Here is a 26,683-nt window from a genome sequence, read left to right on the forward strand (position 1 = left end):
CATCTATGAAACGTAAACTTTTACTGGTATGTTGGTGCCTGCTGGTAACGGTGCTTGCCTACGGGCAGTACTCGTTCCCGAGCTGCTGGGCACCCTGGACGCCGAATGCCGCGGGTTATCCCGGCGGCACAAAGGTGTCGCACAAAAATGGTAACTATGAAGCGAAATGGTCAACCATTACCGAGCCTGGTACTACAGGCGACTGGACATTGGTAAGCAAGTGCGGCGATGGTGGTATCGGTGGAGATTATACCGGCCCGCAACGCATCATCGGTTATCTGCCGTATTGGGTACCTGACTTTGATTTCAAGACCTATGATCCAGGTACGGTCAACCACATTAACATCGCCTTCAACCTGTTTCAACAGAATAACAATAACTACAACAGCAGCAATTTTGCCTCCATTGCCTGGGGCTCGTTTCACAATCGTAAAGTAGACTCGATCCTGTTTGACAATGGAGTGCTGGCACGCGCGCATGCAAAAGGCACGACGGTATCTGTCGCCATTGGCGGTGCCACCGACTTTGCTTTTCTGTGGCTGTTGACGCAATACTATAACAACGATGCCAAGCTGGAAGAAATGGCAAGCTTTATTGCCAACTACGTAAATACCAAGGGCATCGACGGTGTCGACCTCGACCTGGAGTGCTGGTGGCCTGATGCTGCCATTTCCGGCACAACCGAACAAGGTGGTCGTGTACGTGGCGACAAATGGGGTGGGCCCGATCAGGGACCGCACCCGGCCGCTGTCGGCCTGACACGCCTGGCTCAGAAGCTGCGGCAGAAGATGCCCACTAAATTGCTGTCGGCCGCGGTGTTTGGTACCTCTTACTACGGCAACAACTACGACGATGCGCTGTCCCAATACGTTGACTGGCTGGGACTCATGACCTACGACTTCACCGGTTCCTGGAATACCTCACCGATTGGTCCGCACGCGGCCCTGTACAAGGTTCCATTGGGAACATACCAGGGCCAGACGGCTGACAACCCGATCTACTCGGCCGAAGACGCGCTCGAATATTGGATGGGCATGGCGCCCGCCGCCTGGAACCACGATGGCGGCTTCAACGTACTGAAGGCCAAGCTGTGTATCGGCGTGCCTTTCTACGGTTATGATCTTGCGACCCGTAAGCCCGACAACGCCAATGGCTTTGTGGCGCCCAAGTGGAAAGAGATTGTCGCTGCCTATCCGAATGCGGCCACCAGCTTCGACCCGCAGGACTCCCGTCAACTGGGTGGATACATCGGCGCCAACGGCAAAAAGATTTATTACGAAACACCAAAGGGTGCTGCGGAGAAAATCAAGTATACCAAGCGCTTCGGTCACCAGGGTGTGATCATCTGGGAGCTTACCGGCGACACCGGTTATAACAGTGGCACAAGCTTACTGAAGGCTATTAACGATGCGGGTGGCGTGGTCGTGGATCCGGCACCGACAGTCAGCATTACGAGCCCTGCAAACAATGCAACGTTTGCTCCCGGCGCAACCATTACCATCACGGCTGCCGCTGCTGACAATGGTACTGTTACGAAGGTTCAATTCTTTCAGGGGTCCACGCTGTTGGGGGAAGATGCTACCGCGCCATACTCCTATACCTGGAACGCCGTGCCGCAAGGTTCGTATACGCTGACGGCCAGGGCAACCGATAACAAAGGCGGCGTGGGCACATCTGCCACCGTACTGATCGGTGTCGGCAATGCCAACCCTACCGTTGGCATCACAGCACCGGCAAACAATGCCACCTACCCGGCGCCGGCTTCGGTGACCATTACCGCCACCGCGACGGATGCTGACGGTACGATCAGCAAAGTGGAGTTCTACCAGGGCACAACGCTGCTGGGTGAAGATGCCACATCGCCTTATGCGTACACCTGGGCAAATGTTGCGGCTGGAAGTTATGCGCTCACCGCAAAGGCTTACGACAACACAGGCGGAGTAGGGACTTCCGCTGGCATTAACATTACGGTGTCCGCCATTAATACTTGCACTGTGCCGGCATGGCTGGCCTCTACTGCCTATAGCGGTAACGCGGAAGTATCACGCAATGGCAACCGGTACCAGGCCCGTTGGTGGACACAAGGAGATGATCCCGCATTGAAAAGCGGACCGGATGATGTATGGAAACTGCTGGGCCCTTGTGGTTCGACCAACGTCAGCCCGACTATTGCCATTACCACTCCCGCGGCCAACGCCAGCTTTGCGGCACCCGCTACCGTGTCTATTGCTGCCTCGGCCAGTGATTCTGACGGTACCATTACGAACGTAGAGTTCTTCCAGGGTTCGGTAAAACTGGGTGAGGACGCATCTGCTCCGTATACATTCTCGTGGACAACCGTAGCGGCGGGTACTTACTCGCTTACGACACGCGCGACCGACAATGCCGGTGGTGTGACAACCTCTGCCGCCGTGAGTATTACTGTCAACGGGACACAGACCAATACTCCGCCCGTGACAGCGATCATGGCTCCGGCGCAAGGTGCATCGTTTACCGCTCCGGCATCGATCACCATTACGGCGACCGCCACAGATAACGATGGTACGATCAACCGCGTGGAGTTTTACAACGGCGTTACATTGCTCGGCACGGACAATAGCAGCCCGTATAGCTTTACGTGGACAAATGTCGCTTCAGGCTCCTACACGCTTTCGACGAAAGCTTTCGACAACGGCGGGGCCAGCGGAACATCCTCGCCGGTTACGGTGACAGTAACGGGTGGCACAGATAATTGTGCATCGCTCCCACAATACACGGAAAACGGCGGGTATGTGGCCGGCAGCAAAGTGAAGAATGCCGGCGCGCAATATGAGTGCAAGGAATACCCCTTCTCCGGCTGGTGTAACGGCGCGGCCTGGGCGTATGCCCCCGGCACCGGCACGTATTGGACTGACGCCTGGATTTTGAAAGGAAGCTGCAGTGCCAGTGCACGGACTGCGTCTGTTGCTAACGATGTATCGGTGGCCGTTTCCGACGCGGACGCAGCCGGGCTTATCCTGGCACCGAATCCGGCAGTGGAAGGCGAGCGTCAATCATTGACGCTAAGCTTTGACGCCATACCGGGGCGCACACGTGTAGCCTTAAAAGACATGAACGGCCGTGCGATGGCGAACCTCGATCTAGGCATAGTACGTCAGTATGTGCACACGGTTGAATTGCCAGCATTGCCCGCAGGTTTGTACGTGGTAAGTGTTCAGACCGAACAAAAGATCTGGCTAAGGAAATATCTGGTAAAGAAATAACAGGGATTTAGTCCCTGGGATAAAGGGCAAACGGCCATAGCCTCATCAAGGATACAGGCCGTTTGCCCTTCTTTTTGATCCACCCAGCCGACCAGGCTTATGAGGTGTGCATTAAATAAGAAAAAATTGTACCTTTGCTCGGAAAAGTTTTCAACACTCGGAACTTCTTGGGCCAATTATTCATTCTCATACTACCCACCTTTACCACACTACGGCCTATTCGACAGGTGTCGAACAATCCACGGAGTAAACCTTTTTATTGAACCACCGTTCTTAGGAACGAGTCATTTTATTTAAATTCAACGAAATAAACAACATACTACACAGGCTGCAATGAGACAATTAAAGATCAGCAAACAAATCACGAACCGTGAAAGCCAGTCGCTCGACAAGTATTTACAGGAAATTGGGAAGGTGGATCTGATCACATCAGACATGGAGGTAGAGCTTGCCAAAAGAATTCGCGAAGGCGATCCGTTGGCGCTGGAAAAGCTGACCAAAGCAAACCTCAGGTTTGTGGTCTCGGTGGCCAAACAATATCAAAACAACGGTTTGACGTTGGGTGACCTTATCAACGAAGGTAACCTGGGCCTGATCAAAGCCGCTCAGCGCTTTGATGAGACCCGTGGTTTTAAGTTCATTTCTTATGCTGTCTGGTGGATTCGTCAATCCATTATGCAAGCCCTGGCTGAGCAGTCGCGCATTGTGCGTCTGCCGTTGAACCGAGTTGGTTCCTTGAACAAAATTTCGAAGACTTTCTCAGACCTGGAGCAAAAGTTCCAGCGTGAGCCTTCCCCGGAAGAGCTGGCAGAAGTGCTCGAAATCAGCTCAGAAGAAGTTTCCGACACCCTGAAGATCTCCGGCCGTCACGTGTCAATGGATGCGCCGTTTGTACAAGGCGAAGAAAACAGCCTGTTGGACGTTTTGGCCAGCGACAGCGAAGAAACCCCGGATTCGGGGCTAATTGTTGATTCTCTGCGCCGCGAGGTACAACGTGCCCTGGCAACCTTGACACAACGCGAAGCCAACGTTATTGAGCTGTATTTCGGCCTGAACGGCGAGAACGCGCTGACGCTGGAAGAAATCGGCGAGAAATTTAATCTGACCCGCGAACGCGTACGGCAGATTAAAGAAAAGGCTACCCGTCGTTTGCAGCACCACGCTCGTAGCAAAACATTGAAAGGATACCTGGGCTAGTTTCCAGAAAATATAGAAAAGGCCGTTTCAAGTAATTGGAACGGCTTTTTTTGTTTCCCGCGTGGGAACGCTAACTTTCGTTTTATGAGACGCACGGCCGCGTTAAACGACACACCGCTTTACTGTTTAGATGCTTTTGGAGAAAGAGCCGAGCAGAGCCTGTTTTACATCGAGACTTTACAAGAACACCTGCAAAGACACCCTTTCGTTAGTAAATCTCACCGTCACGACTTCTACCTGGGTTTGTACGTTAGTCGAGGCATCGGCACGCATACGATCGATTTTGTCGATTATCCCGTCAAATCCAATTCTTTTTACCTAATGACACCCGGACAGGTGCACTCCTGGAATCTTTCACCGGAGACGGATGGCTATTTTTTCTTCTTTGTTCCGGCTTTTTACCAGATGGGCCAGCAGGAATCCGATTTGACGGCTTTTCCGTTCTTTCAATCGTTTCATCCGAGTCCTTACATACAACTCCCTGGTTGCGACTCGGTTATCGATCTGATCATCCAGGAAATGTTGAAGGAGTACAAAACGCCCCCTCAGGCCAGGCCCGACCTGCCGTTGCTGCGCAGCTACCTGGAAGTAGTCCTGCGCAAACTGGCCCGGGAACGCGATGTATCGGTACGAGGGGATGGCACACCGAACGCCACGCATAAGCTTCGCAAGCTGGAAGAGCTCATCAACCATCACTATCGCGAATTGAAACAGCCGCATGAATATGCGGAGCTGATGAACCTGTCAGCCTCTTATCTAAACAACGTATGCAAGGCCGTCGTTGGTAAAACCCTAAGTGATCTTATTCATGCGCGGATCATTCTTGAAGCCAAGCGCTTTTTCTCGTATGCCGATCTGACCATCAGCCAGGTGGCCGTAAAACTCAATTTTGCGGACCCATCGTACTTTATCCGCTTCTTTAAGAAACACACGGGCCTGACGCCGGAGCAATTTCGTGAACAGATAAATCGTCCGCTATAAAGCGCGAATTGTGCGCTATCGGGTGTGCCGTGAAGACCGTTATTAGCGGTATAAAACAGGCATCAGTATGTTACGAAAAGGAACAAAATTGTACAGTGTGGTCAATCTGAAATGTCCGCGCTGTCACGAAGGCGACATGTTTTCCCACCCCTTATGGAGCACCAAATTTGCGGAGATGAATAAGCAATGCGAGGCGTGTGGTTTTGACTTTATCCAGGAGCCCTCTTATTATTTCGGGGCAATGTACATCAGCTACGGTGTGCAGGTAGCGGTGTTCGTAGCGGTGTACCTGGGACTGCGGTACACCGTTAATCCGGATACCTGGACGTATGTATGGGCAATGATCGCTGCGTCTATCCTGATCCTCCCGTTTAACTTCCGTATATCCCGTGCCGGATGGATCAACTTGTTCTTCTCCTACCGGAAGAAGGAGGCGTCGTAATCTTTTGAACTTACTCTCAGATCGGGTAGTTTAGGGCAAAACAAGCTGTGATTTGACCTTAACCCATTACCCGTTAGAGACGAACCCCGAATTTCTGGATTATGAATTTTTGAGCATAGGTCCGAAAGGGGAGATTCGTAAACTCGTACGTTTTACCAGGATGGAAGTTGCCGATACATCATTGGACATCTACAACCTTGCTTTTGGAGACTACGACAAAGTCGGCAATACAATTGACGACGATATCATTACCGATAACAAGGACCCTAACCAGGTATTGCTTACCGTGGCGGCGGCCGTGCTGGCGTTTACAGCGCGCCATCCGGAGGCACTGGTTTTTGTTCAGGGAAATACACCGGTGCGCATGCGTTATTATACCATGGGCGTGGCCACACACCTGGATGGCACATTAAAGGGGTTTGACATCTGGGGAAACATTGAAGAGGAGTGGGAGCTGTTTCGGCCTAACCGGCGGTATATCGGACTGCTGGCGCGGCGCAAGGCAGAGGGGGTTTGAAATCCAAGAAATAATGGATATCTTTGGGTCAGCAATCAACCGAAATATGGCGATTCTTAGTAAAAAAGAAAGTACTAGCTATTCCGGCGTTAGCGTCAGCAAAAGGATAAAAAGCCGTGCGCAAGATCCTTTTATCCTCAAGAAGGTAAAAGAAGCCGAAGCCTTTCTCAATAAACACGGCCTGCCTGCTGCCTTGACAAGATAAGATAACTTCGATACAAAAGATTATAAAAACAAAGAAGCCAGTTTTCACTGGCTTCTTTGTTTTATGCTGTAGTCAATGACTTACATGTATGACAACCACCAATAGCCTTTCTCTTTCCGGTAACGGCCAAACCAACGACATGGGAAATACAATACGGCGACCACTAACACCCAAGCCAGATAAGCACGGAGTAAGTTAGGATGGTACCCCGGTGGGCATTCCGGCATCATGAACGACAAGTTAATGGGCTTCCCGAAGGCCAGGTACGTCCAGATGAGTGCACTGATGTTCATGAGCGGCAGATGAAGCAAGTAATAAAAGAACGGGACCTGACCATATACCTGGAAAAATGATGTTATGCGGTTTGTCCAATGATTAAACACATACAGCAGCAATAACCCGACGCCTACTGTAAGACTGATAAACAGCAACGACGGCGGATATTTAGAGACGTTTAAAAACGACAGTACCGTGTACACATCGCCACGGGGCTGTACGCTCCACGGCACAGGATCACCGTATAGATTTATTCCGCGTAATACAATAAACAATACCAGTGACACTGCGCCGGCCGTTACCAGCAACTTGTCGCGCCCGCCCGGTTCGTGTAAGAACCACGGGCCTATGAGGTATCCCGCCAGCATCACACCCACCCAGGGGAAAATAGTATAGGCCACTAGTACGGGTTGTTTGCCAAGCTGCAGCACAAAAGGGGTGTTATGCAGGACTGCAGCCAGCGCGTTTTGAGGCGTTATGGTAGTGATGTTGGGCACAGCGTCATGCCCGCCAATAATCACCACGGCCAGCGTTATCAATAACCACCGCGGCAGCCAGATCAAGGCAGCCATAAACACCATCGACCAACCGATCACCCAAAACACAGTGAGTAAAATGAGGTGATAGCCAAACTGCACAAAGAAAGTGATCACCACGACCTCCAATACGACAAGCCACAGGCCCCGTGTCAGGAGGAACACGCTCACCGCGCCCCGGCTGGACTTTCGTTGTTGGAATAAGAAAATGCTTATGCCTGACAAGAAGATAAACGTGGGTGCGCAAAAGTGTGTAATCCAACGGGTGAAGAACAACGGTACGGAAGTCTGCGTCAGATCTTCAGGGCGAAAAGGGGTGGCACTAAAGAAGTCGCGAACGTGATCGAGGGCCATCACTACCATGATCAGGCCGCGTAAGATATCAATCGACGGGATGCGATGTGGCGCGGATAGTGTCTTTTCCATAGAGCAATATGTTTGTTAATGCCTGTTTGGGAAAGGTGTTTATGCTGAATGACGAATTGAACGGGCTCAATCGGTCATTTCGATGCCCCAGCGCACGGCGAGACTGCTTATTTTCCCAACCATTCTTTAAAGGGAGTCACCCGGTCGCCACTGACAAATACCATTTCCTTCGGCGACGGCTGTAACTCGAGCTTAAGCTTCCCTGTGGAATAATGATGCGCCGCCTGGATTGCCCTGTGTGCAATGTAATACTGACGATTTACTCGAAAAAACTCGTGAGGATCAAGTACTTGTGATAGCAGATCCAAACTATAATTAATGGGCAGCCTGGCGCCTTTATCCGTCACAAGAAATGTCATCTTTTCTTCCAGGAAAAAGTAAGCGATGTCATTCGTGGGGATACTCTGGATCTTATTGCCGAGCGTTACCATAAAGCGATCTTTGTATTCTTTGACCTTCAGTTGGGCGAGCAAAGGCGCCATGTTGGCCGGCAACGTACGTGCGAAGTGTCTTTCAAATGTGTGGTACTTATCGAGCGCTGCTGCCAGCGCCTCGTATTGAATGGGCTTCAGTAGATAGTCGATGCTATTGACCTTAAATGCCTGAATGACATATTCATCATAAGCTGTGGTAAAGATAACCGGCACGGTCAGGTCGATCGAATCAAACAGGGCGAAGACGAGGTCGTCTTCCAGGTGAATGTCCATCAATATCAGGTCGGGCGACGGGTGTATTCTAAGCCAGTGCAGCGCTTCCTGCACGGAAGGTATGACCGACAACACTTCTACAGGCTGCGGACATTGTTTGACCAGCCCTTCTAAGTGGCGAGCGATAATCCCTTCATCTTCAAGAATAAGAATCTTCATATATGTACAGCAGGCTACCGGTTGTCACTCGGTTAAAAGTGGCACGTTTACACGAAAGATAGTATCAAAATCTTCAATTTGGACAAACTGCTCGGTCAGGAGGTGATACCGGGCGATGATGTTTTGCAAACCTGTTCCGCCGGCCTCTGATCGGCGGAGGCGTGTGTGCAGGGTATTGCTAACCCGTAGCTGACCAAGGTGGATGTCTACATGAATTTGCAAGGGAGCCTTATCGGACATCTGATTGTGCTTCACGGCATTCTCAATAAGCAGCTGGAGGGTCATGGGCACGATCCGGTACTTACGGGCCTCTTCGTCGGATATCGCGAGGGTGATGTGAAGCTTGCGCTGAAAACGGATAGTCAACAAAAAGATATACGATTCGAGAAAGACCAGCTCTTCTTTTAGCAGGATGGTATCGACCGCTTTCTGTTCGAGGATATAACGGTAAGTTTTTGCCAACTCCTGAATAAATTTTTCCGCTAATACAGGATCTTCTTGTACCAGTGAGGAGAGGATGCTGAGGCTGTTGAATAAAAAGTGTGGGTTCACCTGGCTTTTCAGCGCCGCGAGCTGTGCTTTTACATTCTCTTTCTCTAATGTCTCCGTGCGGGTAAAGATATCTTTCATACGGAGTGTCGCCTTACGATTGACAATGAGGTAGAAGGCCGAGAGCATCAGCAAAACAAAAAAGCCGGAGTTGGCGCGTTTGTATAAATCCCAGAGCGGCGTGGTGCGGTCTCCGCGGAAAGGAATAATCAGCGGGGTGTGAAAGAAATGAAGTGCCAGGTTGTTTAGTCCACCCATTACCCCGCCGATGACGACGATAAAAGCAAATGACAACAGTATGGCCAGAACGAAGGTCATCAATTGGACGGGGAGTTTAAACTCAAGAATAAAGTCGCTGCCAAAGTAATGCGCGAGCCCATCCAGGCACCACTCGGACACATTAATCCAGACGAAAAGAATAACCAATAATACGGTGCCGGTAATAACCTGGTAATATAGGATTGGAAGGGTGAATGCCAGATCGACGCTATAGACGGGGAAGTCCAGGTACAACAGTACAGGGTAATACAACACGAGCAAGCTGAATGCCAGCTGCCACCGTTGTTGGTGCGAGAGCTTATCGTTTTTGATCGGTATCACGATATGTGAAAATAGCAATCGCCCCTGAGTTCCTCAAGCATCCGGAGACATCCGTACATCGGCTGTATCCTACCGTTTGGAGAACCGGGGCGTACCGCGATCAAAAATGCCTGCATGACATGGTCAAATTTGATACCTTAGGATGCTTATTTCATCCGGTTATGGCACAATACACATTAAACATCAACGGCAAAAGCTATCAGGCCGATGTCGATGCGGACACCCCGCTACTGTGGGTACTGCGCGACACGCTGGGGCTGGTAGGGACAAAGTATGGTTGCGGCATTGCTCAGTGCGGTGCCTGCACGGTACACCTGAATGACAACGCCGCCAGGTCCTGTACACTGCCGGTGTCGGCGGTGCGGAACGGCAAAATCGTGACGATCGAGGGCTTGTCTGAGAAAGGTGACCATCCCGTGCAGACGGCGTGGAACGAGATAGACGTAGCACAATGTGGCTATTGCCAGGCCGGCCAAATTATGTCGGCCGCAGCATTTCTGACTAAAAATCCCAAGCCTACCGCTGAGCAGATTGATACTGCCATGCAAGGGAACATTTGCCGCTGTGGCACGTACCATCGCATTCGTGAAGCTGTTACGTTGGCTGCCTCTAAACTTAAATCGTAAGCCTATGTCGATCCTACCAAAAACGAGTCGCCGTGATTTCCTGAAGCTTGCCACGGCTGCCAGCGGTGGCCTGCTGTTGGGTTTCTATTGGAACGATACCGCTGCCGGTGCGCCCAACGTCGTGGGCAATATGTCGTTGACACCCGATGACATTACGTTTAACAGCTATCTGTCCATCGCGCCCGATGGTATTGTTACGATCCTTTCGCCCAACCCCGAGTTGGGTCAGAATATAAAGACCTCGTTCCCCATGATCGTAGCGGAAGAGCTCGATGCGGATTGGTCGAAAGTTAACGTGCTGCAAGCGGCGCTCGACACACAGAAATTTGAACGTCAGGTGACCGGTGGAAGCGGCGCCATTCCCCATTCATGGGAGCGCCTGCGCAAAGCAGGGGCCTCGGCGCGACAAATGTTATTGGAAGCTGCCGCCAAACGCTGGCAGGTTACAACGGACTCGCTAACAACATCACAAAGTGTAGTAACCCATGCGGCCAGCAAACGCAAGGCCACTTATGGTGAGCTGGCAGCCGAAGCCGGTACGTTGCCCGTACCCGCTACGGTAACGCTGAAGGATAAAAAGGATTTTAAACTGATCGGCCAGGCCATCCGCAACGTGGACAACCACGAGATTATCACTGGCAAGCCACTCTTTGGGCTTGACTTTTACCGGGAAGGAATGCTTTTTGCCGTGATTCAACGGCCGCAGGCTTTTGGTACGAAGATCAAATCGGTCGACAGTAGTGCGGCAAAAGCGATGCCCGGCATTGTAGACGTTGTTACATTTAAGAACAACGTGGCCGTGGTCGGTAAATCTACCTGGCAGGTAAACAAGGCCCGCAAAGCACTTAAGATCGAATACGAACAGGACGGGGCGTCCGAGAGCACACCAGATCACGATAAGCTTTTCAAGACATTACTTGACAGCCCGGAGGCAACTGTGCGCCGTAAGGACGGCGATGTAGACGCTGCATTCAAACAAGCCACCACTGTTATTACGCGTGAATATCAATGTCCGTTCCTGCCGCACGCGCCGCTGGAGCCAATGAATTTCTTTGCCCACGTGCGTGAGGACGGCGTGGAGCTTGTTGGCCCATCGCAGACGCCGGAGATGGCGCGTAACGAAACCGCGAAGCTATTGGGCGTTCCTGCCGAAAAGATAACACTTGAACTCACACGTCTGGGCGGAGGCTTTGGTCGCCGGCTGAAAGCCGACTATGTACTGGAGGCGGCCGAGCTCTCAAGCATTATCGAAGCTCCGGTAAAAGTCGTCTGGATGCGTGAAGACGATATGACGGGCGGAAGTTACCGGCCTGCCGTACGGTACCGTTTCAGCGCGGCCTTGAACAGCCAGGGTGAGATGATCGGCTACAAGCTGCGCGGTGTCGGCATCAACGCCGGCAACTGTACACGCGAGGATAACTTTCCTTCGGGCGCAGTGGATAACTTGCTGATCGATTCAATCGAACATAAATCACCTATTACGACAGGAGCCTGGCGGGCACCGATCACAAATTTCCTGGCGTTCGCCGAGCAGGCATTTATCGATGAAGTGGCGCATGCAGCAAAGAAAGACGTAGTACAGTTTCGTCTGGGCTTATTAGACAAAGCCAAACGTACGCCTACGGGTGCTGTTAAATATGATATAGACCGTATGAAGACCGTCATTCAACTGGCGGCAGAGAAGTCGGAGTGGGGCAAGAAACCAAAGGTATTTCAGGGTTTCAGTGTGTACTTTTCGCACCGCTCGTACGTAGCGCAAGTAGCGGAGGTCAGCATGAAGAGCGGCAAACCGGTGTTGCAAAAGATCCATGCTGCCGCCGACTGTGGTATTGTTGTTAACCTTAGTGGTGCATACCAGCAGGTACGGGGCGGTATTGTCGATGGGCTCGGGCATGCATTTTTTGGAAACCTGACCTTCAGCGGAGGAGCAGCAGACCAAAAGAATTTTAATACCTACAAGCTTATCCGCATGAAGGACGTGCCGGAGGTCGACGTTCACTTTGTCAATAACGGTATAGATCCGACGGGGTTAGGAGAACCGGCATTGCCGCCTACGGGTGGCGCTGTTGCCAACGCGTTCTTTGCTGCCACGGGCAAACGGTTCTATAACCAGCCGTTTGACAAGCAACAAGATGCAATCCCGCAAGCGAATATTGAACGTATGTAACGACTGGCTTAGCGCTGTTTGCTCAGCCAGTTGTCGTGGGCAGCGCGCGCATACTTCTTTTCATCCTTTTCCCACTTCAGGCGGTTGTTGCTGCCATTGAAGTTATAGAAAAGATAGAGCTTACCGTCTACTATCTTATAGGTAGATGGATCAATTTTTACGCGTTGACCATCGACGGCCATGGAGTATGCATCCCAACCGCCGCAAGCAGGTTCATATTTCTCGGGTGTTTTTTTAAACTCTTCCTGGTTCTCGGTGTTGGCGAAATAATAGGTAATGCCTTTATAGCTATACTTAAAGCTGTCGTTACCTTTGGCGGGGTGTCCCTTAAAATAGCTAACCGGGTCAAAGTCGCGTAATGCGACGCCGTTGTCGGTGAGGTTAAAGTTTCGAATGCGCTTCGCGCTGTTGTCGGTCTGAGCCTGCAGTGTGAGGCAGAACAGGAATGCAAAGAGTGTAAAACAACCTTTCATAGGACTATCGATCTTAGATGATTGATACCAAAGATACAGTCCTTGAGAACGGGCCACATTTCTTTCATCGAGGATTTACACCACAGGCAGAAAACAGCGCGAGGGTGAGTGTGGGAGCGAAGACGGTGTACGACGTTCTTTCTTCGCTCTCACATCCCACCCTCGCACTACATTGCAGTGGGAGGGGAGGCCCCTGCCATTTTATTTGGCCGTGCGCTCGATTTCGCGCAGGTTTTCCATTTTCTTATTGCGCAGGAAGCCGCTGATGTCTTCGAAGTGCTCGCGGATTCGCTTGTTCCCGAACTCAAACACTTTGGTAGCCAGGCCGTCTAGAAAATCACGGTCGTGCGATACAAGAATGAGTGTTCCGTCAAAGGCCCTTAGCGCGTCTTTCAAGATGTCTTTCGTCTTGATATCGAGGTGGTTGGTGGGCTCGTCAAGAATTAATAGATTAACCGGCTGAAGCAGCAACTTGATCATGGCCAGGCGGGTCTTTTCACCACCCGAAAGATTTTTTACCTTCTTATCAATGGCCTCGCCGCTAAACATAAAGGCACCGAGAATATCTTTAATCTTGGAACGGACGTCGCCTTCGGCAATCTGGTCGATCGTTTGGAAAACGGAAAGATCTTCGTCCAGAAGGGAGGCTTGGTTTTGCGCAAAGTACCCAATCAAGCTATTATGACCGACCTGGAGTTTGCCCTCAAAATCGATCTCACCCATAACGGCTTTTACAAACGTCGATTTACCTTCGCCGTTCTTACCTACCAGGGCTATGCGCTCGCCACGAGCAATTGTGACGTTCGCATCGTTAAAGACCACATGGTCGCCGTAGCGTTTGGTCAATCCTTCCGCAATCACGGGATAGTTACCCGAACGAGGCGCCGGCGGGAACTTGAGGTTCAAATGGGATGTGTCGACTTCATCAACTTCCACAATCTTGATTTTCTCCAGCATCTTCACACGCGACTGTACTTGCAGTGTCTTCGAGTACGTTCCTTTAAAACGCTCGATAAACTCCGTAATGTCAGCGATTTCCTTTTGCTGATCGTCAAATTGCTTTTGCTGTTGTTCGCGACGTTCCTTGCGCAGCTGTAAATACTGGGTGTAATTTACTTTATAGTCGTAAATGCGGCCCATGGTCACCTCGATCGTGCGGTTGGTGATGTTGTCTACAAATGCTTTGTCGTGGGAGATTACAATGACGGCCTTGGCACTGTTCACCAGGAAGTCTTCGAGCCACTGGATGGATTCGATGTCCATGTGGTTCGTCGGCTCATCAAGCAGGATCAGGTCGGGCTTTTGCAACAGGATCTTAGCCAGCTCGATGCGCATACGCCAGCCACCGCTGAACTCACCCGTCGGGCGCGTAAAGTCCGAACGCAGGAATCCCAGGCCCATGAGCGTCTTCTCAACCTCAGCATCAAAATTGATCTCTTCGATCGAGTAATACTTTTCGCTGAGTTCCGAAACTTCTTCAATAATCTTAGCATAAGCATCTGATTCATAGTCGGTACGAACTTCCAGCTCAACGTTTAGTTCATCCATACGCTTCTTCATATTCAGGATCTTGGAGAATGCCTTGGAGGCTTCCTCAAATACGGTAGCGTTGTCTTCGGTGAGCAAGTGCTGCGGCAAGTAAGCTATAACAGCATCTTTCGGCGCTGACACCTTTCCACGAGTCGGTTTGCTCACTCCAGCGATGATCTTGAGCAAAGTAGATTTACCTGCGCCGTTTTTGCCCATGAGGGCGATCCGATCGTTTTCGTTGATATTAAAGGTGACGTTACTAAACAGGGCTGAGCCATTAAACTCTACACTAACCGCGTCGACAGAAATCATGCTTCTTAAAAATAAGCCGCAAAGATACTCTAATTTTGCCGTCCCTGACATACATCACCTTGGGAGAATAAAAGTTAGGCGGTACGTTTGTGTATGACTTTCCTCCAGGTGTTCGGCGTACGCAAAGACAGCAACGAAGGCGCCGTACTACAGCCGATCAGTTTTTCACAACAAAAGCATGAAAAGATTGCCATCGCCGGCGAAACAGGCTCAGGCAAAAGCACACTACTCAAGATTGTAGCTGGACTGGTAGCTTCTGACGCAGGCGAAGTCATTTTTGAAGAATCGCGAATTAAGGATCCGCGTGACGTGTTGGTGCCCGGACAGGAGGGTATCGCGTATCTGTCGCAGCATTTTGAGCTGCCCAAATTTCTGCGGGTGGAACAAGTGCTGGGATACGCCAATATTCTCCCGGAAGATGATGCAAACGTTTTGTACGCGATTTGTCGCATCGAGCATCTGCTTAAGCGTCGGACAGATCAACTGTCAGGAGGGGAGCGTCAGCGCATTGCCCTGGCCAAGTTGCTGATTGCCAAGCCTCGCCTGCTCCTGCTGGATGAGCCGTTTTCCAACCTGGATCCGGGGCACAAAAACGTCCTGAAAAGCGTTATTCATGATCTCGGCGAACAGCTTGACATGACATTTATGATGGTATCCCACGATCCGGCAGATACGTTGCCGTGGGCGGATAAGATTCTCGTGCTGCGAGATGGTCAGCTTGTGCAACAAGGATCGCCTCAGACCGTTTATAAACAGCCGGTGGATGAATACGTGGCTGGATTGTTTGGTACGTATACGGCTGTGACAGTGCGGGATCAAACTGTGCACTTTTTGCGTCCAGAGGATTTTACGTTATCCGTTACTGAGACGCCAGGCGCCCAAAAGGGTTTTATTGTAAAGTCGTTGTTCTTCGGCGGCTTTTGCGAGTTGGAGATTGCCGCATCAGGAATGATGTATTTGGTTCGGTCTGAGCGACTTGACTGGAATCCTGGTCAATCTATCTGGGTGCAGCCAAAGGTTAGCTAGTAGATGCTATAGTGGCATAATATTGTAAATCAACAGGTTACATCCGTAGCCCAAGCAATCCCTATTAGCTTAGTTACATAATTTACATTATGTTAAATAATAAATCAAAGCTTTAAGACGGTACGTTGGCTTCCTTTCTACAGTTCGGCCCCTTTCATTCTGAGCAGTCCATACCCCCTCGAATCAACGCCGAAGTGTTTGGTTGCCCTTTTACAATTGGCTATTATTAGATTCCATTAACTCTAAACTTGAAACCTAGATAGCATGAATCGCTTATTATTTTTGTTGGCCATCCTAATGTTTAGCGGAATCGCTTCGGCCCAGTTGCATGATTCTGTGTACGTAAAGCAAAACTACGATAAACTGGAAGTACAGATACCGATGCGCGATGGCGTAAAGCTCTTTACATCCATTTATATTCCCAAAGACAAGTCCCGAACCTATCCATTTCTAATGCAGCGCACGTGTTACAGCGTGGCGCCTTACGGCAAGGATCGGTACCGGAAATCACTTGGCCCATCGAAATACGAATTGTATGACAAATACATCTTTGTGTACCAGGATGTACGCGGGCGTTGGATGTCCGAAGGCGTGTTTGACAACATGACACCCAACATTCCAGGCAACGACCGGAAAAATAAAACGGCCACAGACGAGGCATCCGACACCTGGGATACAATCGACTGGTTGCTCAAGAACATTAAAGGGAACAACGGCAAGGCTGGTCAATGGGGGATTTCTTACCCGGGCTATTATACCGCGGCCGGCATTCCGGATGCGCATCCCGCCCTGAAAGCATCGTCGCCGCAGGCCCCTATCGCCGACTTCTTCTTTGATGATTTCCACCACAACGGCGCGTTTCTACAAAGTTATCTGGCGGCGTTCGCCGTATTTGGTTATCAACACGATAAGCCCACCGACAAAGCGTGGTACGAAGAGCAACTGAACCGTTTCAGAAGCAAGCCGGTGGCGGATGGTTATGACTTTAACCTGGCGATCGGTCCGCTGAAAAATGCTACCGAAGCTTATCACAGTGACAATTTCTTCTGGAAACAGATCATTGATCATCCGAACTATGACGAATTCTGGAAAAAACGGAATATACTCCCCCACCTCAAAAACGTTAACCACGCGGTCATGACGGTTGGTGGCTGGTTTGATGCCGAAGATCTGTACGGTCCGCTAAACATCTATAAGTCAATCGAGAAATCCAGCCCGGCAGCACGCAACGTCATTGTAATGGGGCCTTGGGCACATGGTCAATGGTCACGCCCTGATCAAGGAGCCACGATCCATAACCATATCGACTTTGGCGATAGTATTAACACCTTCTACCAGCGCGATGTAGAGCGTCGATTCTTTGCCTATTACTTAAAAGGCGAAGGGGCTGGTACCTTTCCCGAGGCACTGATGTTTGACACCGGTAGAAAGGAATGGAGAAAATTTGACGCCTGGCCGCCAAAAGAGATCCCGCCTGTGCGTTTGTATTTTGGCGAGCATGGGCAACTGTCGATCAATAAGCCTTTGAAGGATAACGCTGTATTTGAGTATGTGAGCGACCCGGAAAAGCCGGTTCCCTATACGTCACAGACAGAAGGCATGGTCTTTACGCCGCGTTCGTTCATGAGCGATGACCAGCGGGCTGCAAGTCGCCGTCCTGATGTGCTGACGTTTCAAACAGAGCCGCTTACCGAAGATGTATTAGTCGGTGGTGAGATCATGGCCAGGTTGAAAGTTGCTATCAGTGGTACAGATGCAGACTTTATCGTAAAAGTAATTGATGTCTACCCGCCTGATCATCCACAGTATAAACACAATCCTGCGAACATCGTGATGGGCGGCTACCAGCAGCTGGTACGCCACGAAGTATTTCGCGGGAGATTCCGGAACAGCTTCGAAAAGCCGGCTCCCTTTAAATCGCAAGAGCCTACCGATGTGAATTTCCGGCTGCAGGATATCCTGCACACCTTTAAGAAAGGACATCGTGTTATGATCCAGATTCATAGCACGTGGTTCCCCTACATCGATCGGAATCCGCAGAAGTATGTTGACAACATCTATAAGGCTGAGGCCAGCGACTTTATTAAGTCGACTATCCAGGTGTTTGGTTCGTCTGTGGTGGAAATCGGAGGTGGAGAGAAGTTAGATACAAAGCTTGAGCTGTTACAGAAATAAAAAAGGGGACTAGTTCCCCTTTCCATAACTTACTTTCCAAATCGTATTGCTGACGTCGTCGGTTATCAATAACCCTCCCGATGGGGTAACCACGACCCCTACCGGGCGACCGTATACCTTTTCCTTCTCCAGGTCGGCAATAAAGCCGCCCAGGAATTCTTCGGGTTTGCCGTTTGGCTTTCCATTTTTAAATGGTACAAAAACTACGCAATAGCCCGCCAGTTGCGATCGATTCCACGAGCCGTGTTGTGCAACAAAGGCGCCTTCGTGGTATTTGCTGGGAAAAGCGTCTTTGTTATAGAAGGCCAATCCAAGTGATGCCGTGTGCGATCCCAAGTCTACGTCGGGTACACGTGTGTCTTTGACCTGGGCTGGATGCAGGAGTTTCACGCGGTCGTCACGATGCTGACCGTGATAGACGTAGGGCCATCCATAAAAGCCTCCCTCGGCCACGCTCGTGAGGTAATCGGGGACAAGGTCGTCTCCAAGTTCGTCGCGTTCATTAACAGAAGTCCATAATGTATTTGTACCCATAGCCCAGTCCATGCCTACTGGATTTCTCAATCCACTGGCATACACGCGCAGGCCTGAACCATCGGGGTTGATTTCGAGAATAGCCGCGCGCAAGAGTTCCTTCTCGATGCTCTTCTCTGCAATATTGCTCCCTGAGCCTACCGCTATAAAGATTTTTGTGCCCTCTTTATTGGCAATGATGTTGCGTGTCCAGTGGCGGTTTACTTTGCCGGCGGGCAAGTCGACAACCTTCTGCCCTTTCGATTTATCGATGTGTATTTGTCCCGGCTTGTAGGGATACCGCAGCAGCGCATCCGTGTTTGCTACATAAAACCACTCCCCCAGCACCAGCATGCCAAACGGCTGGTTTAATTCGTCAAGAAAGGTTTCGCGCATGTCCGGCGCGCCATCTTGATTGGTGTCTCGTAACAACGTGATGCGATCGGCGCTGTTGCGCATGCTGTTGGATTTTGACGCCCCAATAAAATGAGCGCCAAGTTTTTCCCACCAGGGATGGTAAGTATTACTCTCTGCTACGAGGATGTCGCCGTTGGGTGTGATATACATCCACCGCGGATTATCAAATTCCGTGGCGTAAGGCGCGACTGTAAAACCTTCCGGTGCTTTCGGGGTGCGGCCTCCCTCCCAACCTTGCACGTTGCTGAAGTTCATCGACGACTTCGTAGCATGTGGCGGCGGAAGAGAATCGTGCTGGCCAAACACAGCGGTATGATACATACCAGCCAGCAAGAAAAGTGTAAGGCGTGGCAATTGTTGCCACGCCTTTGGTGTTATGTCGCTCATCTCACTTTTTGAAGATGCTCGCACCAAATGCCAGCACAAGGACAAAAAGCACGATGAATACAAAGAACAATACTTGCGCGATGGTGGCGGCACCTTCCGCGATGCCTCCAAAGCCAAAGATTGCCGCCACAATGGCGATGATAAAGAAGATTGCAGCCCAGCGTAACATAAGATTAGTTGTTTTAATGTACCTCCAGTGTTTTAAATACTGTGCCCGATCCATTGACCGAAGGCGATTTTTCTGGCTGTATATCGTATTCACCGCGCATGTGCAAAATGCTCTACAACTCTATTGGATGCTTGTCAACGTCCTCGATTTTCGTCGGCTCTGCCTCCGCTTCATTCTTCTTCATCAGCATTTTGATACCGCGCAACGGAATGATCACCCAATCCGGACGATTGTTCAATTCGTAGTTCACCTCATAGATTGCTTTTTCCAGCAGGAACGTGGTCATCATGATTTCAAAGCTCTCGTTGTTTTGAGGAATGAAGGCAGCTCCTTGCGAATACTTGAGGTAAGCATCCATAAAGAAGCTACTCATGTAGTGATACCACTGCTCTACGTACGGGATGAGTCGCGGAAAATCCTCCTTCCGGATTTGGTTGTCGAGGAACAAGCTTGCGTATGCAGCATAGTGAAATGAGCGTATTATACCGGCCACATCCCGTAAGGGCGATCGTTTCAGCCGGCGTTCACTGTAACTCCGGGCGGGTTCACCTTCGAAGTCAGTAAGAATAAAGTCCTTGCCCGTATAGAGCACCTGCCCCAGGTGATAGTCTCCGTGAATGCGGATTTTAACTACGTCAATCTTATTCTTGTATATCCGTTTTAGTACTTGAAGAATCTCTCCTTTCATGGCCAATACGTCTTCGGCCTCCTGGCGAACTTCCGGATCTAGTTTATCCAAGGAACGGCTCAAGTTCTGGAAGGTGCTTCGCACAAGCGACTGGAGTCCTGAAAATAGCGAACGTTGATAATGCAACGAGTATTCTTCGAATCTAAAGTCCGGAATGTCAGGTCGCGATAGTAGGGCGAGGTGCATCTCCGACGTGCGCTTACCGAGCAAAGCTGCGTTGTCTGCCACAACACTTTCCAGCAAGTCTTTCATGACGGCCGGGATATGATCGTATGTGACGGGACGCAAAAGGGTTCCCATCGGCGGTGGCGGCTCGACGATGTCTGTATGCGTCAGAATACGTTCGTTGAAGTGATCCAGGCGGTCTAACATATACGACCAGGTGTCAGTGCTGCTTTCTACCATTTGCTGCATCATGCCCAACACGATGGAACCGCTGGCAGACTTCCATTCGATCGTTCCAATAAATCCCGGCACATGTGTAAAGTTTGTATGCTCCGTCAGGAAGTGTGTTATCTCTACATCGGGATTAATAGATCTATCGACTTTTCGAAAAAGCTTTAAAAAGAATTTGTTATCGAACGTGATGGAAGTATTACTTTGCTCTCCTCCCAATACTTTTGGCTTGATCTTCTCTTGCTGCTGTACATGCGCTGCCAGTGCTTCGTTGCCGGTAAATAAAAGTTCGCCGTGTGCCACTTTCACACGTTCTTGCCGCGACATTTTTAAGAATATCTCCTCCTGGAAAGCCAGGCCATAGATCGCATCATACAAGATGCCTTCGGTCCCTTCACTGGTTCGCACCTGGGCAATGACCGACTGGGGGCAATTCTCTTTTAGCTTGTTCGCGAAGGCATCTTCACCAAACGCGATCGGCAACTGGTACGTATCGGATAATCCACTGGCATAATTAATTTCCAGGAGCAGAATATACGCCGTCGTCTTGGCCGCTGTCAGTGGCACTGTGGCATGATCGATGATTTTTATGCTTTCGACTATGCGGCTCTTACCTCCAAACCAACGTAGCTTGCGTAAGTAGATTGGTAAGATATAATTCTCAAGCTCGGTTACCACGGCGCGTTGCGCAAACTTGTCCCATTGAGCAATGTTTAGCACGGGCAACGTTTTGTTTTCCGTCAGCATAGACTCCACTTTGTGCAGTACAAACCATTCGCAATCATACGCAGCCAGTGTAAAGAAATAGGGATTATTTTCCTTAATGGATGGAAATCGATTCTGGCTAAATACTTCTACGGGAACATAGCCCGCAAAAGAATCCAGGTTAAGCTCCGCTGCTTGCGTGTAGCGCGACAGGTTTACTATGACCAGCACAGTCTCCTCTTCATACGTTCTTGTGAACGCCAGGATTTTGGCATTCTCCACCGATACAAATTTCAAATCGCCACGCCCCAGCGCCTTGTATTGCTTACGCTTACTGAGTACGCGTTTCATCCACCATAGTAAGGAAGATGTATTGCGCGATTGCATATCCACATTAACCGATTCATAATGATATTCAGGATCGAGGATGATGGGCAAGTATAGCTTATGGGGGTGGGCTTCCGAAAAACCTGCATTACGGTCGGAGCTCCATTGCATGGGTGTACGAACCCCGTCGCGATCGCCCAGGTAGTAATTGTCGCCCATGCCTATCTCGTCTCCATAATACAATACCGGGGTGCCAGGCAATGAGAACAACAGGTAATTCAACAGCTCGATCTTCTGTCGGTTGTTGCTCATGAGCGGGGCCAGGCGGTGCCGGATGCCGAGGTTTATACGCGCGCGCGGATCTTTGACATAGGCCTTGTACATGTAGTCGCGTTCCTCGTCGGTTACCATCTCAAGCGTAAGCTCATCGTGGTTGCGCAGGAAAATGGCCCACTGGCAGTTTGCTGGAATTTCCGGGGTTTGATCAAAGATGTCAGTGAGCGGGTACCGATCTTCCATTTGCAGCGCCATATACATGCGCGGCATAACAGGAAAGTGATAATTCATGTGGCACTCATCACCATCGCCAAAATAAGACGCAGCGTCCTCAGGCCACATGTTGGCTTCGGCCAATAACATAGTGCCGGGATAATGATCGTCAACATGTTTCCGAAGCTTCTTCAAAAAGACATGCGTCTCAGGAAGATTTTCGCCGTTAGTCCCCTCGCGTTCGAACAAATAAGGCACGGCATCCAGACGGAAACCGTCCACACCCATGCTACACCAGAAGTCAAGTATTTTGAATATCTCCGCTTGCACCAGCGGGTTATCAAAGTTTAGATCGGGTTGATGGTGAAAGAACCGGTGCCAATAGTATTGGCCGGCGACTGGGTCCCACGTCCAGTTGGAAGTCTCGGTATCCTGAAAGATAATACGTACGTCACGGTATTTGTTTGCATCGTCGGTCCAGACGTAAAAGTCGCGTAAAGGCGAGCCGATCGGCTCCTTCCGGGCGCGCTGAAACCAGGGGTGTTGGTCGGACGTGTGGTTGATGACCAGTTCCGTAATAACTTTCAGGTTTCGGTTGTGGGCTTCGTCCAGGAATTCCTGGAAATCCGCCAGGGTGCCGTATGCCGGATTAACATTATAGTAGTCGGCGATGTCGTACCCGTCGTCGCGCAACGGCGACGGATAAAATGGTAAGATCCAAATGGCTGTTACGCCGAGGTCCTGGAGGTAGTCCAGTTTTTGAAGCAGTCCTTTGAAATCGCCTATGCCATCGCCATTTCCATCGCGAAAGGCTTTGATGTGTACTTCGTACAATACGGCGTCCTTGTACCAATGAAGTTTGTCGTCCGTGATACCTTGTTGCATACCTGAAAGGATTTTGAAATTTGAGCCTATCCAACGGCAACACGAAACGCATGGGGCGATTCGGGGAGCCTCATGGAGTCGTACTACAAAAGCGTACCAGCTCCTTTCTGGGCACCAGACTCCATGGTTTTAGAAAAAAATCAGAAAATCGCACTTAATTTTATCAGGGATGTTTGCGGAAATACATTCTTCCATTATTTTTGCAGCCTCGTTTAGCACTTGAACGAAGTCTAAACAGGCCTCCTTAGCTCAGCTGGTAGAGCAACTGACTTGTAATCAGTAGGTCGTTGGTTCGATTCCGACAGGGGGCTCTCCTACTAATCAGGCAGTTACATAAAATGTAGCTGCCTGTTTTGCTTTATAGAGGCCCTTAACATAGGCCATGAAAATCAAGAAAAACACTCGACACTCCTAACTTTTGGTCCGTCCATAAAGGAAGTAATAGTGCGCCCTAGTGCACCCGATCGGCAGAGAATTTTACCCAGATTCCGCAACGTAGACGCTAGAGTACTATGACGATTTTTTATGCGAATGATGACGCCGAGGATCAGGCAATGCGCAATCGCAGTCCTATCAAATACACCGGAAGTTTTCGACGCGATTCTGCTTGGCCTAAACAGCCCATGGAAATGGCCCGGAATGCCTAAGCAAGATAAAGATGGAAACTGGACTCACCCCTAAAAAAGATTAAACACTATGAAAAAGATACTTGAACTACTAATCCTTTTTTGTGCGGCAGTTTTTCTCGTTGGTTGTCGTGACCTTTATCGAGCCGGTAGCGGAATTCAGTATCTTCGTTACCCTATCGAGGACCGCTTGGATCCAACCTTGATAATGAATTATATCGATACGGCAAAGGCGTACCAGGTACCCAAAGAATGGGAAAGTTTTCATCTTCTGGATGACCTCGCACCAGAGGACAATAAAAGGGCTTATTTTTCGGATCCTCCGCGTGAGATGTACCTAATTTCGGTTGGAGGAATGACAAGACTATCTGCTGTATTTGATCCCAATCAAATTCAAAAAGGCGGTTGGATTGGAAATCCTGATGAGGTTTCAAAAGAAGAGAAGAACCGTATTATGAATCGACTGGCTGCATTTCTAGACAAAATTGAAACAGAGGCAAAACAGCAGGGACTACCCGACTCAGTGATCTATTTCCAGGATCCTTTCAGACATTTTAAAAAATGATGCTGGTTGCCAATTATACGAATCCTCACCTATTTTACGGGCAGATCACATTAGCATGACGGCCGATCAATTTCCACGTACCTTCCTGCTTCATCCAAATATTCGTGTAACGTCTTTTAACCGGCTGTTGAGTTTGCGAACCAGCTCCGGGCGCTACTACAGTTTCGCTTCCCATTGCCAACACAACATCTCCCTGAATGATAACATGCTCGACAGAACGGGTGAAAGAAATCCGCGGGCGTTTAAGAACAGGCCTGTCCAGTGTATTCCTACCGGCAAAATTCACCATGTTGTCGGGCGCGTTTACTACATAATCTTTGGCCCACAACTTTAGCAGCATCACTGTATCCTTGTTAAGAACAGCCTGAACTTCCAACTGCTCCAGATTTCTGATTTCAGATTCCGTATCACGAACCTGAGCAATCAAAAAATAGGCAGAAAATAAAAATATCGCGGTGAATAATGTTCTTTTCATGGTGATTTAGGTTTAGTGATTTAAGGTACGCTGGAAACAGTTTGTAAACCTTCCCGCTGCAAGATCAGCCGGGTTATTCGGGATGTGAACACAAAGTACTTGTCCATCTTTATGCGCATCCCGTATGCGTGAACGTCCATCACTAAAAAGCCGTTCGGGGTAATGCCGACGATAGTTGGAGAACACGCGCGGCCTATGAATTTGCGGGCGAGCAGAAACTGTTTGTTTCGGATCATATAACGCCCGCGATCCCGCTGTCGGCCATGCGTGGTGGTGAGATCGACGTGAACCTTCTTGTCTGTAAACTCGATGAATCCCACGGGTGCCTTTTGATCGTCCAGTATGCGGATATTCCGCAGAAATCTATCCATCGAAGCAGACGTGCTGTCCGATACCACGAAGGCCCCCGCTTTCACCACGGTCCATTTTCCTTGCAGGCGCTCAGGCGAGGCATTGTTGAAGAGCGTATCCAGCCGCACGTGCCCAAACGCCGTCTGAATGCAATGCGTGTCCCGCACCGAATCCTCGGTCTTGGTAAAACATGTCTCGCAGGCGCCAGCACCGTCGTAATTCGAATTTATCCGCTCCTGGTCGTGATGCCAATACGTGCTATCAAGCCTTGGAAAAATAAGGAAATCGGTCAGCGAAATGCTCTGCGCACACGCCGTGGTCAGTGTTAGGATATAACCAACGATTATACAAACGGTTTTCATATACACCAGGGGTTACCGAGTTGAATGTAGTATATAACTTATGTATATACAAACATTCAGAAGCGATGTTAAGGATTAACATAAACATTTCACCCTGAAATCTACTCGTCGCTTCGGAACGATCTTCATTGCCCTCGACAAATTCCATCCCAAATCCTAAAATGTAGCCAATTCCCGAGGTCACATCAAGCGACAAATAAGTGGGCCTCGAATTGCTGATAAGATCGAATTGTTTTGTATTCATTCAACGTCGCTCCCCAGGCACGAAACTCTCATTATTGGTGAACGCATCGGCACCCTGGTAAATTATGTTTTGCAGATCCTTATCCGATAAGCGGTATACGCAGGTCTCATAATCTTTAACATAGACATTGAATATCGCAAGGTGTTCCCAGTTGTCTTCGTCCATAAGATCGATCAGGAGATACGGATCATGTGTTGAAAGGAAATATTGATTCTGCGGGTTGTGAATCATTGCCGTGGCGAGGAGCACAAGGTGATTCTGAAGATATTTGCGTCCAAGTTGTCGAACACTAATACCTTGCCTTTGTTTGAAGCGCCGGCTGCGAGTGGTTCAATTGCCAAATCGTCCAAAAGGAAGTTATCACTACAATTAACAGCCCTAGAATTTTAACTTCCTTTCTCATTTAGATTATTTGACAATCTGCCCAAATGCATTGCTCGTAACGTTTGTGCATAAGCAGTGGCGGGAATTCGAAGCGCGTCACTGTCCAGGGCATCAAACGCTTTTTGAAAAAACTAAACTGCAAATTTACACTGAGCCCCGCCATTGATTCTCCGAGTTAAGCACGCGGCAGCAAATATGATCATTGCAGTTCGTATGCGAACACCTGTGCTGTTTCGAATCTATGTTATGCAAATATGTTATGAAATGCAGCGTTTTGCTGCACTATGTTATGCTACAAGGTCGTTTTTCAGCCAAAATTTGGCTGTTTTTGCAGCTCTCCCGTGGCCTTGTAATCAGTAGGTCGTTGGTCCGATTTCCAACACGGGGGTCTTCTCATAATCAGGCAGTTACATAAAATGTAGCAACCTGTTTCGCTTTATACAGACCGTTACGTTATGGAATCCGGGGTATGAAAATCGAAAAAATCCTCAACCGCAGTCCCTTCGCGCAAGAGAACGCCCAAGTATACCAACTCCCTAACCAGTAAGATATCA

The 26,683-nt window shown here is 49.7% G+C and carries 21 protein-coding genes and 1 tRNA gene; 12 read left to right on the forward strand and 10 right to left on the reverse strand.

The genetic code is table 11. The features are described from left to right. The first annotated feature begins 5 nt into the window (after nt 1-5). From K7P01_RS22135 to K7P01_RS22160, 6 genes are all read left to right on the forward strand, one after another. Complete coding sequence (locus tag K7P01_RS22135; RefSeq protein WP_267296767.1) at nt 6-3,242, forward strand: Ig-like domain-containing protein; 3,237 nt, start codon at nt 6-8, stop codon at nt 3,240-3,242. Between the two features lie 333 nt (nt 3,243-3,575). After that, entirely contained in the window at nt 3,576-4,439 is an 864-nt protein-coding gene (locus K7P01_RS22140; protein WP_254086066.1) for a sigma-70 family RNA polymerase sigma factor, read from the forward strand. Nucleotides 4,440-4,523: 84 nt separating this feature from the next. After that, a complete protein-coding gene (locus K7P01_RS22145; RefSeq protein WP_267296768.1) occupies nt 4,524-5,420 on the forward strand; it encodes an AraC family transcriptional regulator in 897 nt (298 codons plus the stop codon). Between the two features lie 67 nt (nt 5,421-5,487). Next, on the forward strand, nt 5,488-5,862 hold the full coding sequence (locus K7P01_RS22150; RefSeq protein ID WP_267296769.1) for a DUF983 domain-containing protein: 375 nt from the start codon (nt 5,488-5,490) through the stop codon (nt 5,860-5,862). A gap of 52 nt (nt 5,863-5,914) precedes the next feature. Further along, nucleotides 5,915-6,379 (forward strand): DUF6934 family protein, encoded by a 465-nt coding sequence (locus K7P01_RS22155; protein WP_267296770.1) that lies wholly within the window; start codon nt 5,915-5,917, stop codon nt 6,377-6,379. A 13-nt stretch (nt 6,380-6,392) separates the two neighbouring features. Continuing rightward, nucleotides 6,393-6,584, forward strand: coding sequence for a hypothetical protein (locus K7P01_RS22160; RefSeq protein ID WP_267296771.1), 192 nt, complete (start codon nt 6,393-6,395; stop codon nt 6,582-6,584). A gap of 80 nt (nt 6,585-6,664) precedes the next feature. Here K7P01_RS22160 and K7P01_RS22165 read toward each other — a convergent pair whose 3' ends face one another. From K7P01_RS22165 to K7P01_RS22175, 3 genes are all read right to left on the reverse strand, one after another. Continuing rightward, entirely contained in the window at nt 6,665-7,822 is a 1,158-nt protein-coding gene (locus K7P01_RS22165) for a DUF1624 domain-containing protein (protein WP_267296772.1), read from the reverse strand. Between the two features lie 107 nt (nt 7,823-7,929). Beyond that, the gene (locus K7P01_RS22170) at nt 7,930-8,688 is read right to left on the reverse strand and encodes a LytR/AlgR family response regulator transcription factor (protein WP_267296773.1); all 759 of its coding nucleotides are present in this window, start codon (nt 8,686-8,688) and stop codon (nt 7,930-7,932) included. Between the two features lie 24 nt (nt 8,689-8,712). Next, nucleotides 8,713-9,837, reverse strand: a complete 1,125-nt coding sequence (locus K7P01_RS22175; protein ID WP_267296774.1) for a sensor histidine kinase — start codon at nt 9,835-9,837, stop codon at nt 8,713-8,715. A gap of 161 nt (nt 9,838-9,998) precedes the next feature. Here K7P01_RS22175 and K7P01_RS22180 point away from each other — a divergent pair, with 161 nt between their 5' ends. After that, nucleotides 9,999-10,463: a (2Fe-2S)-binding protein gene (locus tag K7P01_RS22180; RefSeq protein WP_267296775.1), complete on the forward strand. Its 465-nt coding sequence runs from the start codon at nt 9,999-10,001 to the stop codon at nt 10,461-10,463. 4 nt (nt 10,464-10,467) lie between these two features. Further along, nucleotides 10,468-12,630, forward strand: a complete 2,163-nt coding sequence (locus K7P01_RS22185) for a xanthine dehydrogenase family protein molybdopterin-binding subunit (RefSeq protein WP_267296776.1) — start codon at nt 10,468-10,470, stop codon at nt 12,628-12,630. Between the two features lie 8 nt (nt 12,631-12,638). Here K7P01_RS22185 and K7P01_RS22190 read toward each other — a convergent pair whose 3' ends face one another. Beyond that, complete coding sequence (locus K7P01_RS22190; RefSeq protein WP_267296777.1) at nt 12,639-13,103, reverse strand: YHS domain-containing (seleno)protein; 465 nt, start codon at nt 13,101-13,103, stop codon at nt 12,639-12,641. Nucleotides 13,104-13,304: 201 nt separating this feature from the next. After that, nucleotides 13,305-14,945, reverse strand: coding sequence for an ABC-F family ATP-binding cassette domain-containing protein (locus K7P01_RS22195; protein ID WP_267296778.1), 1,641 nt, complete (start codon nt 14,943-14,945; stop codon nt 13,305-13,307). A 93-nt stretch (nt 14,946-15,038) separates the two neighbouring features. Between K7P01_RS22195 and K7P01_RS22200 the strand changes: the two genes are divergently transcribed. Both K7P01_RS22200 and K7P01_RS22205 read left to right on the forward strand, forming a co-directional pair. After that, nucleotides 15,039-15,971 (forward strand): ABC transporter ATP-binding protein, encoded by a 933-nt coding sequence (locus K7P01_RS22200; RefSeq protein ID WP_267296779.1) that lies wholly within the window; start codon nt 15,039-15,041, stop codon nt 15,969-15,971. 264 nt (nt 15,972-16,235) lie between these two features. After that, a complete protein-coding gene (locus K7P01_RS22205) occupies nt 16,236-18,146 on the forward strand; it encodes a CocE/NonD family hydrolase (protein ID WP_267296780.1) in 1,911 nt (636 codons plus the stop codon). Between the two features lie 9 nt (nt 18,147-18,155). Here K7P01_RS22205 and K7P01_RS22210 read toward each other — a convergent pair whose 3' ends face one another. The 3 genes from K7P01_RS22210 to treS all read right to left on the reverse strand — a co-directional run bounded on the left by K7P01_RS22210 (nt 18,156) and on the right by treS (nt 23,122). Then, nucleotides 18,156-19,397, reverse strand: a complete 1,242-nt coding sequence (locus K7P01_RS22210) for a PQQ-dependent sugar dehydrogenase (RefSeq protein ID WP_267296936.1) — start codon at nt 19,395-19,397, stop codon at nt 18,156-18,158. Nucleotides 19,398-19,464: 67 nt separating this feature from the next. Next, nucleotides 19,465-19,632, reverse strand: a complete 168-nt coding sequence (locus tag K7P01_RS22215; RefSeq protein ID WP_267296781.1) for a DUF1328 domain-containing protein — start codon at nt 19,630-19,632, stop codon at nt 19,465-19,467. A 112-nt stretch (nt 19,633-19,744) separates the two neighbouring features. Beyond that, a complete protein-coding gene (gene treS, locus K7P01_RS22220; protein WP_267296782.1) occupies nt 19,745-23,122 on the reverse strand; it encodes a maltose alpha-D-glucosyltransferase in 3,378 nt (1,125 codons plus the stop codon). Nucleotides 23,123-23,360: 238 nt separating this feature from the next. On the opposite strand from treS, the gene K7P01_RS22225 reads away from it, so the two are divergent. Then, nucleotides 23,361-23,433, forward strand: a tRNA-Thr gene (locus K7P01_RS22225). 385 nt (nt 23,434-23,818) lie between these two features. After that, complete coding sequence (locus K7P01_RS22230) at nt 23,819-24,313, forward strand: hypothetical protein (protein WP_267296783.1); 495 nt, start codon at nt 23,819-23,821, stop codon at nt 24,311-24,313. A gap of 34 nt (nt 24,314-24,347) precedes the next feature. Here the strand turns inward: K7P01_RS22230 and K7P01_RS22235 are convergent, their stop codons facing one another. Together K7P01_RS22235 and K7P01_RS22240 are read right to left on the reverse strand one after the other, a co-directional pair. Then, nucleotides 24,348-24,788, reverse strand: coding sequence for a YybH family protein (locus K7P01_RS22235; protein ID WP_267296784.1), 441 nt, complete (start codon nt 24,786-24,788; stop codon nt 24,348-24,350). A 20-nt stretch (nt 24,789-24,808) separates the two neighbouring features. Then, nucleotides 24,809-25,501: a hypothetical protein gene (locus K7P01_RS22240; protein ID WP_267296785.1), complete on the reverse strand. Its 693-nt coding sequence runs from the start codon at nt 25,499-25,501 to the stop codon at nt 24,809-24,811. Nucleotides 25,502-26,683: the final 1,182 nt, after the last annotated feature.

It is taken from the genome of Parachryseolinea silvisoli (assembly GCF_021190955.1).
GTDB lineage: Bacteria > Bacteroidota > Bacteroidia > Cytophagales > Cyclobacteriaceae > Ohtaekwangia > Ohtaekwangia silvisoli.